This window comes from Micromonospora sp. SL1-18, from assembly GCF_047921505.1.
Classification (GTDB): domain Bacteria; phylum Actinomycetota; class Actinomycetes; order Mycobacteriales; family Micromonosporaceae; genus Micromonospora.
The window spans coordinates 1-9,886 of sequence record NZ_JBLROA010000117.1 but is presented as its reverse complement, the minus strand read 5'-3'; the positions used below and the strand labels follow the sequence as shown (position 1 = coordinate 9,886).

Sequence of the window (9,886 nt, the reverse complement as noted above, 5' to 3'; positions counted from 1 at the left end):
TCAGAACAGCGGTGAGTTGACCGACGAGGCGCTTCACGCCAGGGCGCGGGCCGCCGCGACGATGGCGTACACCCCGATTCCCGCCTGGTCCATGAGCTGGGCCGACGTGCCGGAGGTGGGCAGCCCGCGTACCGCCAGGTGGTTGACCCGCACCGGCTCGGCGAAGTCGGCCAGCGACTCGAGCACGGCCGATCCCAGCCCACCCTCCGGGTAGTGGTCCTCGACCACCACCAGCCGGCCGCCGGTGTCCCGCACGGCGTCGAGCAACCGCTGCCGGTCCAGCGGCTTGACCGAGTAGAGGTCGACGACCCGGGCGGTGATCCCCTCGTGCGCCAGCTCGTCGGCGGCGGCGAGGCAGTTGTGCACAGTCACCCCGGCCCCGAACAGCACGACGTCGTCGTCCTTGCCGCCACGGAGCAGCTTGCTGCCGCCGATCGGGAAGTCGTCCCCGTTGTCGTAGAGCACCGGGTACTTGCCGCGGGTGGTACGCAGGTAGACGATGCCCTTGCGGTCGGCCATCTGAGCGACCAGGGCGGCGCAGGACACGGCGTCGCTGGGATAGAGAACTGTCGACCCCTGTACGGCGCGCAGGGCAGCCAGGTCCTCCAGCCCCATCTGCGAGGGACCGTCCGCCCCGATCTCCACCCCCGCGTGCGAGCCGGACAGGGCGATGTCGGCCCGGGAGATGGCGGCCATGCGGATGAAGTCGTAGGCGCGGGAGAGAAACGCCGCGAAGGTCGCGGCGAAGGGCCGGTAGCCACGCACCTGCAGCCCGACCGCAGCGGCGACCAGCTGCTGCTCGGAGATGAACATCTCGAAGAACCGGTCGGGGTACGCCTCACCGAACTTGTCGGCGCGGGTGGAGTCGCTGACCTCGCCGTCCAGCGCGATCACGTCCGGCCGCGAGCCCAGCGCGCGCAGTGCGTCGCCGTACGCGTTCCGGGTGGCGACCTTCGCCCCCTTGTCGTACTGGGGCAGTTCCGGCGGCTTGACTTCGGGTTGGGCTTCGGCCTTAGCGGCGGGCCTGACGGGCTCGGGCTTCGGGCCGGTGACGCGGATCTGCCGGACCCCACCGAGCGCCTGGATGGCCCGTTCGGCCATGTCGGGTTTCAGGGGTTTGCCGTGCCACCCCGGCTGGTTCTCGACGTCGGGTACTCCCTTGCCCTTGATCGTGCGGGCGAGCACCACGGTCGGGCCCGTCGCCTGCCGGGCCCGGTCGAACGCCTCGTCGATCGCCGCCAGGTCGTGGCCGTCGACAACGATCGGGTGGCAGCCGAACGCCTCGACCCGCCGCCGGTAGGTGTCCAGGTCCCACTCCAGCTCGGTCGGTCCCCGCTGCCCCAGCCGGTTCACGTCGACGATCGCGGTGAGGTTGCGCAGCCCGTAGTGGCCGGCCTTGTCCAGGGCCTCCCAGATGGAGCCCTCGGCCATCTCGCTGTCGCCGCACAGCACCCAGACGTGGAACGGCAGGTGATCCAGGTACTGTCCGGCGAGCGCGATCCCGACTCCGACGGGCAGTCCCTGGCCGAGGGAGCCGGTGGCGACGTCGACCCAGGGCAGCGCCGGGGTGGGGTGGCCCTGCAGGCGCGAGTCGAGCTGGCGGTAGGTCTCCATCAGCTCCTGTTCGCTGATCGCGCCGACCGCCCGCAGGACCGCGTACAGCAGTGGCGAGGCGTGGCCCTTGGAGAAGATGAGGTGGTCGTTGGCGCGGTTGGGTGGGTTCACCCAGTCGTAGTGCAGGTGCCGGGCGATCAGCACGGCCATCAGGTCGGCCGCAGAGAGACTCGAGGTGGGGTGCCCGGAACCCGCCTGGGTGCTGGAGCGGATCGCGTCCACCCGCAGTTGGGCGGCGAGTTCACCCAGCCGGGTGATCTCCTCATCGTGCAGGGTGCGCTCTGCTTCCATGGTCACGGGCATCGCCTCCCGAGGTCCGCCGTGCTCGGCCAGCCCTCGGCCCCGGCTGACCGCCTACCGCTCACGGTAGTCCGGAAAGCGGCTCATCAACCGGCAACGCCTGATTTGTCAGTCCGGCGGTTGGCGTCGCTGCTCGACCCGTCACCTGGATCTTGCGACCGACACCGGCTCGGAACTGGGTCATCGCCTCGGCGTACCGGTCGAGCGGGAGGCGGTGGCTGATGAAAACCTCCGGGTCGAGCACGCCGGCGGCGAACAGTTCTCCGGCCCGTTCGAAACTGTGCAGCACGGCCATCGAGCCGGTGATGGTGATCTCCTGCTGGTAGATCCGGTACGGCTCGACCGTTGCCCGGGTGCGGTATTCGGAGACGCCGAACTGGAGGAACGTTCCGCCCGGGGCGACCCTGCCCAGCCCGTCGTCGATCGCCGCCCGCACGCCGGTGCAGTCGATGACCACGTCCCACCCTCGCGGACGGAGCAGTTCCTCGGCGTTCGCGGCACTGGCCGAGCAGCCCAACCGCACTGCGGTGGCGAGCCGGTCCGGGTTCGGGTCCACCACGCTGACGCTCGCGGCTCCGCAGCGTTTCGCCAGCTCCAGCATCATCAGGCCCATGGTGCCGGCGCCGTAGATCAGGTAGTGGTCGGCGAGCCGGCGGGGCAGCACGTCGAAGCCGCGCACCGCGCAGGAGAGCGGTTCGATCAGCGCGGCGTCCGCCGGCGCGATGGTCTCGGGGAGCAGGAAGCAGTTCTTCACCGGCGCCACCGCGTACTCGGCCGCGCCGCCGGAGACGGTGACCCCGATGGCCGCCCAGCGTTCGCAGAGGTTGCCCCGGCCGCGCCGGCACTGGTAGCACTCGCCGCAGTGCAGCGACGGGTCCACGGCGACCGGGTCACCCGGGCGCACCTCGGTGACGTCCCGCCCGACGGCGACCACCCTGCCCGCGAACTCGTGGCCGGGCACGATCGGGTACGCGGGCGCGAACTCGCCGTCCATGATGTGCAGGTCGGTGCCGCAGATCCCGCACCCGGCAACCTCGACGACCACCTCCCGTGGCCCCGGCGTGGGATCCGGCACGGACTCCAGCGAGATCTGTCCCGGCGTGACGATGACCGCTGCCTTCATTTGACCGCCCCCATGGAGAGTCCTCGGACGAGCTGCTTCTGGGCGATCCAGCCGGCCAGCACGACCGGCAGCGACACGATGGTCGCCGCCGCGCAGAGCCGGGCGAGGAACAACCCTTCGGACGTGACGAAGCCGACCAGGAAGATCGGCGCGGTGCCGGCGCGGGTCGCGGTGAGGTTGACCGCGAAGAAGAACTCGTTCCAGCTGAAGATGAAGCAGATCAGCGCGGTGGCGGCCAGGCCCGGCGCGACGATCGGCAGGAGGATCCGCCGGATCGTGACGGTCAGGTTGGCACCGTCCATCGCCGACGCCTCGATCAGCGCCGACGGGACCTCCAGCAGGAACGAGCGCATCATCCAGACCGCGAGCGGCAGGTTCATCGACGTGTAGAGGATGACCATGGTCCAGACGTTGTCGAGCATGCCGAACTGCTTGACCAGCAGGTAGATCGGCAGCAGCGCGGCGACCGCGGGCAGCATCTTGGTGCTGATGAAGAAGAACAGCACGTCGCGCCACTTGGCGACCGGCCGGATCGACAACGCGTACGCCGCGGGGGTGGCCAGCAGGAGCACCAGCAGGGTGGAGAGCAGGCTGGCGGTCACCGAGTTGAGCAGGTACGGGGTGAGGTCGCGGTCGAAGACCTGCCGGTAGCCGTCGAGTGCCGGGGTGAAAACCCAGGTCGGCGGGTTGCTGGCCGCGTCGACCTCGCGCTTGAATCCGGTGAGCACCATCCACAGCACCGGCAGGAAGAACAGCAGTCCGGCGAGCCACGCCAACAATGTCCAGGCCGCCCCGCTCGCCCTGCTGGTCTGCCGGGCCGGGCTGGTGGGCCGGCGCCGAGACGCGCGCCGGGTCGTTGTGGTCATCGCGTGGCCTCCATCCGGAAGAGGCTGGAGATCACCCGCAGCGCGAAGGTGGCGACGACGATCGTGCCGATCACCACCACAACCCCGGCCGCGGCGGCCTCGCCGTACTCGAACTTGCGGAAGGTGGTCAGGTAGATCTCGTACGGCAGGTTGGTGGTGGCGGTGCCGGGCCCGCCCTGGGTGATGGTGAAGACGGCGTCGAAGGTCTGTACCAGGTAGATGGAGCCGAGCAGGGCGCCCAGCTCAAGGTAGGGGCGCAGGTAGGGCAACGTCACCCGGGTGAAGGCCTGCCACGGCCCGGCCCCGTCGACCCGGGCGGCCTCCAGGGTTTCCAGCGACTGGCCCTGCAGCCCGGCCAGGATGATCAGCATCATGAAGGGGGTCCACTGCCAGACCAGCGTGGTCACCACGGAGATCATCGGGTACTGCGACACCCAGTCGGTGCTGCCGCCGACGATGCCGTTGATCAGCCCGTACGACGGGTTGTAGATGGCGTGCTTCCATAACAGCGCCGCCGCCATGGGCATCACCAGGAACGGCGTGATGAGCAGGGTGCGGACGACGCCGCGTCCGGGGAACCGGCGGTCGAGCAGGATGGCCAGACCGAGGCCGAGCAGGACGGAGGCGACGACGGAGGCGGCGGTGAGCAGCACCGTGTTCAGCAGGGCGGCGCGCAGCCGGGCGTCGGTGAGCACCTCGCCGTAGTTGGCGAGGCCGACGAACGCGCGGCGGCCGGGTCGGAGGGCGTTCCAGTCCAGGGTGGACAGGTAGAGGGTGACCAGGAACGGGATCTGGGTCACCACGATCGCGAAGAGCAACGCGGGCAGCAGCGGGGCGCGGCGGGTCCAGCGCTGCCGTGCGCCGAGTGGGACGGGTCGGACGGCGCGGCGCGGCGGTGCGCCCGCACCGGCGGTGACGGTCTGGGTCATCGGTTCACCTCATGGGGTGGCCGGGGCCGGCCGGTCGGCGGCCGGCCCCGGCGGCGGCTACCGGTGTTCCTTGGCGACGGCCTCGGCAAGTCGCTGGCCGTCGGCGAGCGCCTTGTCCACGGTGGTGCTGCCGGCGATGGCGGCGGAGACCTCCTGCGAGACCTTGGTGCCGAGGTCGGCGAACTCGGGAATGCCGACGAACTGCACCCCGAGCGCGGGGCGGGGCTGCAGGCCGGGGTTGACCGGGTCGGCCTCCTGGATGGACTTCAGGGTGAGGTCGGCGAAGGCGGTGGCGGACTGCCGGTACTCCGGGATCTGGTAGGTGGACTGGCGTTTGCCGGCCGGCACCCGGGACCAGCCGAGGGAGGAGCCGACCAGCTTCTCGTACTCCTTGCCGGTGGCCCAGGAGATGAACTTCCAGGCGGCGTCGGCGTTCTTGGTGGTCTTCGGCATCGCGAGGGCCCAGGCCCACAGCCATCCCGACGACTTGGTCTTGTTGACCGGCGCGTACGCGTAGCCGACCTTGCCGGCGACCTTGCTGGCGCTGGCGTCCTCCAGCGTGCCCGCGGCGGAGGTGGCGTCGTACCACATGGCCGCCTTGCCCTGCCCGAAGGTGTTCAGGCACTCGGTGAAGCCGGCCTGCGGGGCGCCCGCCTCGCCATGGGCGCGGACCAGGTCGACGTAGAACTTCGTCGCCTCGGTGAACTCGGGCGCGTTCACCTTCGGCGTCCAGTCCTTCTCGAACCAGGTGCCGCCGAAGGTGTTGACGACGGTGGTCAGCGGCGCGAAGAGCTCACCCCAGCCGGGCAGGCCGCGCAGGCAGATCCCGGCGACGCCGGCCTTCTTGTCGTCCAGCCTCGCGGCGAACTGCGCCACCTGCTGCCAGGTCGGCCGCTCCGGCATGGTCAGGCCCTTGGCCGCGAAGAGCTCCTTGTTGTACATCAGGAAGGACGACTCGCCGTAGAACGGCGCCGCGTAAAGCTTGCCGTCCTCGCCGGAGAGCGAGGCGACCATCGGCTTGAGCAGGTCACCCTCGTCATAGCCACCATCGGCCTTGGCGTACGAGCTCAGTTCGTGCAACCAGCCGTTCTTGGCCCAGATCGGTGCCTCGTACGCGCCGATCGTCGCCACGTCGTACTGTCCGCCCTGGGTGGCGACATCCTGGGTGACCTTGTCGCGCAGTTCGTTCTCCGGCAGGATCGTGAACCGCACGATGATCCCGGTCTGCTTGGTGAAATTGTCGGCGGTGACCTTCGCCAGGTCCTCCATCTGCGGGTTGCCGACCATCAGCACCGTGATGGTCTTGCCGCCGCCGGCACCGGACGAGGAGCCGCCCCCGGCTCCGGAGCAGGCAGTCAGGGCCAGTGCGGTCGCGACGGCGACCGCGAACGCGCCGCGCCATCGGCGAGGAAACCGTGTTCTGGACACAGTGGACCTCCGTGGGTGGTGGTGGGGTTGTGGTGGAGGGATCGACCGGGCGCTCAGACGCGCAGCACCACGGGGCCGAGCAACGAGTAGCGGTGCGCCTCGGACGCCGGCAGTGCGGTGTCCGTGACGATGGTGTCGACCTCGGCGACATCGGCGAAGCGGCAGAAGCTATGGCCGCCGAACTTGGTGTGCACGCCGGCGAAGACCACCCGCCGAGCCACCCCGATCGCCTGCGCCTTGACTGCGGCCACGGCCGGGTCGGGCGTGGTCAGCCCGTGTTCCCGGGAGATCCCGTTCGCGCCGACGAACGCGAGGTCGATGACGAAGCCGGCGAGCATGGCGGTGGCCCAGTGGTCGACGGTGGCGAGCGTGCGGCCGCGTACCCGGCCACCGAGCAGGAGGACCGTGACGGTGGGCGCGTGGGCCAGCGCCGCGGCGGTGTGCAGCGAGGCCGTGACCACGGTCAGCGGCCGGTGGGTGGGTAGCGCCTCGGCGATCAGCTGCGGGGTGTAGCCCTCGTCGATAAAGATCGACTCCGCGTCGCCGAGGTGTTCGACCGCAGCCGCGGCGACCCGCCGCTTCTCCGCGACCATCCGCGTGGTGCGGGTCTCCAGGGTGGTCTCGAAGCGGGCCGTCTCCACCGGGTACGCGCCACCGTGGGTGCGCCGCACCAGGCCCTGCTGGGCCAGCATGCTCAGGTCGCGCCGGATGGTCTCCGGGGCGACGCCCAGGTCGGCCGCCAGCTTCTGCACGTCGACCTCGCCGTGGCGGCGGGCCAGCGTGAGGATGTGGTGTCTACGTTGCGCTGCGTCCACCTGGCACCTCCGGCCCGCTCGTGCCTCTGTTTCTAACACCGCCGAACGGGCGTGACGACGGTCACGGCTCGGGTAAAGACTTGGCTTTCCTGCCCGGATACCACCCGAATGGGCAGCAAAGATCGTCCCATATCAGGCATGCCTCTCTTTTGGCTCGCCCGCTTCTCAGCGACTGCTGCCCGATCTCGACCCGTCCCGCCCGGACGGGCCGAGCGGGGACCCGGGTCCGGCCCCCGCTCGGCCGGTCAGCTCCGCCAAGCGGCCAGCCAGAGCGCCACCATCAGATACGGCACAACGGCCACCGCGAACGCCACGGGATTGCCGACGAGGGCGGCGACCACGCCGTACCCGGCGTAGACCGCGATGATGCTCAGGTCAGTAGCCATCCCCGCAGCCGAGGTCACCGTCGCCCGGCTCGGCCCGGTGATCCGGGACTGCAGCCGGACGTCGGCGAGCACCGTGGCCAGCTGGAACGCACCGAACGCGCCCCCGATGAGGACGAACCCGGCCGGGTGGCGGGCCAGGGCACCGGCAGCCAAGGCCAGCGCGGCAGCCACGAGCAGGGCCGCGTATCCGCGGGTGGTCAACCGCTCCCCGAGCGGGATCAGCAGGCCGCCAAGGGTCGCCCCCGCCCAGACCAGCATGAGCAGCAGCGGCACCCGTTCCACCGCGACGCCGGTGTCCCGGGCCAGCAGGGGCGTGTACTCCTCCAGCGCGCCCCAGATCGCGGCGACGGCCGGGACCAACAGCAACGCGGTCTGGACCGACCGGTCGGCGCGAGCCTCGGCCAACCCGGCACGCATGCTCGCCAGCCACCGCGGATCGTTGACGTCCGACCCGTCGTCGTCCGCCGGCCCGACGTCGCCGGCCGTGCGGTGTTCCGGGAACCGGCTCGCGACGGCCGCGGCGAGCAGGCAGGCGGCGAAGCTGGCCGCGCCGACGGCCCGGTAGCCGCCCAGGGCGAGGACCGGGCCGGCGAGGCCCATCGCGGCGACCACACTCAGGATCTCCGCGGTCTTCGCCCGACCCATGAGGCGGGCGTACCGGCCAGTGGCGTCGAGCCGGTCGAGTTCGGTGAAGACCAGCGCCTCCAGCGCCCCGGAGCGCAGGGCTCCGCCCGCGCCCCAGAGGACGAACCCGACGGCGAACGCCGGATAGGACGGGACGAGCACCCAGAGGGCGAAGGCGGCGGCAGGCAGCAGCGGCGCCAGGGTGAGCAGCAGCCGCCGGGACACCGCGTCCGCCCAGGCACCAGAGGGCACCTCCAGCACGATGCCGGCGGCCGACCAGATCACGAACAGCGAGGAGATCTGCCCGACCGACAACCCGGTGTCGGCGAACAGCAGCACATACAGCGGGTAGAGCAGGATGAAGTCGGTGAGGAACGCGTAGCCGTAGAGCGTGGCCGCCAGCCGGCGGGTCGTGGGCACGCGCGCGGAAGTGACGATCATGAGGCCTTCCCACGGGGGCGAAACGGACACCGGACGTACGGCGTCCGCGGCGGCCCGCGGCTTCGGCCCTTAGAGTGGGATCAACATCGCCAGGTCATCGGAATTGCGGCGTGGAAACCCGGCCGTTTACGGCTGGGAGGAAACGCCGCTCCCTCCCCTCGGTGATCGTCTTACATGGACGGTTGCTAGGATGCGGGGCGTGGGTGAGGTGGTGAAGCGGGCTTACAAGTACCGCTTCTACCCGTCTCCTGAACAGGCTGGGCTGTTGAACCGCACGTTCGGGTGCGTGCGTCTGGTGTACAACCGCGCGTTGGAAGCCCGTACCCGGGCGTGGGCGGTGGACCGCCGGCGCACTACGTATGTGCAGTCCTCGGCGTGGCTGACCGAGTGGAAGCGCACGCAGGAGTTGGCGTTCCTCAACGAGGTCAGTTCGGTCCCGTTGCAGCAGACGCTGCGGCATCTGCAGGCCGCGTACGTGGCGTTCTGGGACAAGCGGGCCCGGTACCCGCGGTTCAAGTCCAAACGCAAATCGCGGGCGTCGGCGGAATTCACCCGCTCCGCCTTCCGCTGGCGTGACGGTCAGCTCACCCTGGCCAAAATGAATGCTCCGCTGAACATCGTGTGGTCCCGGCCCCTGCCCGAAGGCGCGGAACCGTCCACGGTCACCGTGTCTAGGGACGCCGCCGGATGCTGGTTCGTGTCCCTGCTGGTGGAGGACCCGATGGTGCAGCCGCTGCCAACGGTCACGCCGGAGTTGGGTGTGGATGCGGGCATCACCAGCCTGCTCACCCTGTCCCACCCGATACCCGGGGTGAGCGACGAGCAGGGCAAGGTGGCCAACCCACGCTACGGGCAGACCGACCGGCGCAAGCTCGCCAAGGCCCAGCGGAACCTGGCCCGCAAACAGAAGGGCTCCAACAACCGGGCCAAGGCCCGAATGAAGGTGGCCCGCATCCACGCCCGTATCGCCGACCGGCGGCGGGACCACCTGCACAAGCTGACCACCCGACTCGTCCGTGAGAACCAAACGGTCGTGATCGAAGACCTCAACGTGCGCAACATGCTCCGCAACCGCCGCCTGGCCCGCGTCATCTCCGACGCCGCCTGGTCCCAGTTCCGCAGCCTGCTCGAGTACAAAGCCACCTGGTACGGACGTGAAGTGATCCCCATCGACAGGTGGTACCCGTCGTCCAAGACCTGCTCGGCATGCGGACGGATCAACACCACCCTCGCCCTCAACGACCGCGTCTGGACGTGCCCGGGTTGCGGGATCGAGCATGACCGGGACATCAACGCTGCCAAGAACATCCTCGCCGCCGGGCTGGCGGAGAGGTAAAACGCCTGCGGAGCTGGTGTAAGG

General features: G+C 70.1%; 8 protein-coding genes. 1 reads left to right on the top strand and 7 read right to left on the bottom strand.

What is annotated here, in order from left to right; genetic code table 11:
- Positions 1-33: 33 nt before the first annotated feature.
- The 7 genes from ACNAW0_RS29160 to ACNAW0_RS29130 form a co-directional block, all read right to left on the bottom strand.
- Positions 34-1,905 carry a transketolase gene (locus tag ACNAW0_RS29160; RefSeq protein ID WP_416291249.1) on the bottom strand — a complete coding sequence of 624 codons (1,872 nt, stop codon included), beginning with the start codon at positions 1,903-1,905 and terminating at the stop codon, positions 34-36.
- Between the two features lie 70 nt (positions 1,906-1,975).
- A complete protein-coding gene (locus ACNAW0_RS29155; protein ID WP_416291248.1) occupies positions 1,976-3,037 on the bottom strand; it encodes a zinc-dependent alcohol dehydrogenase family protein in 1,062 nt (353 codons plus the stop codon).
- Entirely contained in the window at positions 3,034-3,903 is an 870-nt protein-coding gene (locus ACNAW0_RS29150) for a carbohydrate ABC transporter permease (RefSeq protein WP_416291246.1), read from the bottom strand. The genes ACNAW0_RS29155 and ACNAW0_RS29150 overlap by 4 nt, the downstream gene beginning before the upstream one ends.
- On the bottom strand, positions 3,900-4,832 hold the full coding sequence (locus tag ACNAW0_RS29145; RefSeq protein WP_416291245.1) for a carbohydrate ABC transporter permease: 933 nt from the start codon (positions 4,830-4,832) through the stop codon (positions 3,900-3,902). Before ACNAW0_RS29145 ends, ACNAW0_RS29150 begins: the two co-directional genes overlap by 4 nt.
- A 57-nt stretch (positions 4,833-4,889) precedes the next feature.
- Entirely contained in the window at positions 4,890-6,260 is a 1,371-nt protein-coding gene (locus ACNAW0_RS29140) for an ABC transporter substrate-binding protein (protein ID WP_416291243.1), read from the bottom strand.
- A 53-nt stretch (positions 6,261-6,313) separates the two neighbouring features.
- Positions 6,314-7,075, bottom strand: coding sequence for a DeoR/GlpR family DNA-binding transcription regulator (locus ACNAW0_RS29135; protein WP_416291242.1), 762 nt, complete (start codon positions 7,073-7,075; stop codon positions 6,314-6,316).
- Positions 7,076-7,320: 245 nt separating this feature from the next.
- A complete protein-coding gene (locus tag ACNAW0_RS29130; RefSeq protein ID WP_416291241.1) occupies positions 7,321-8,526 on the bottom strand; it encodes an MFS transporter in 1,206 nt (401 codons plus the stop codon).
- A gap of 199 nt (positions 8,527-8,725) precedes the next feature.
- Between ACNAW0_RS29130 and ACNAW0_RS29125 the strand changes: the two genes are divergently transcribed.
- Positions 8,726-9,862, top strand: coding sequence for an RNA-guided endonuclease InsQ/TnpB family protein (locus ACNAW0_RS29125; protein WP_416291240.1), 1,137 nt, complete (start codon positions 8,726-8,728; stop codon positions 9,860-9,862).
- The last annotated feature ends 24 nt before the right edge of the window (positions 9,863-9,886 follow it).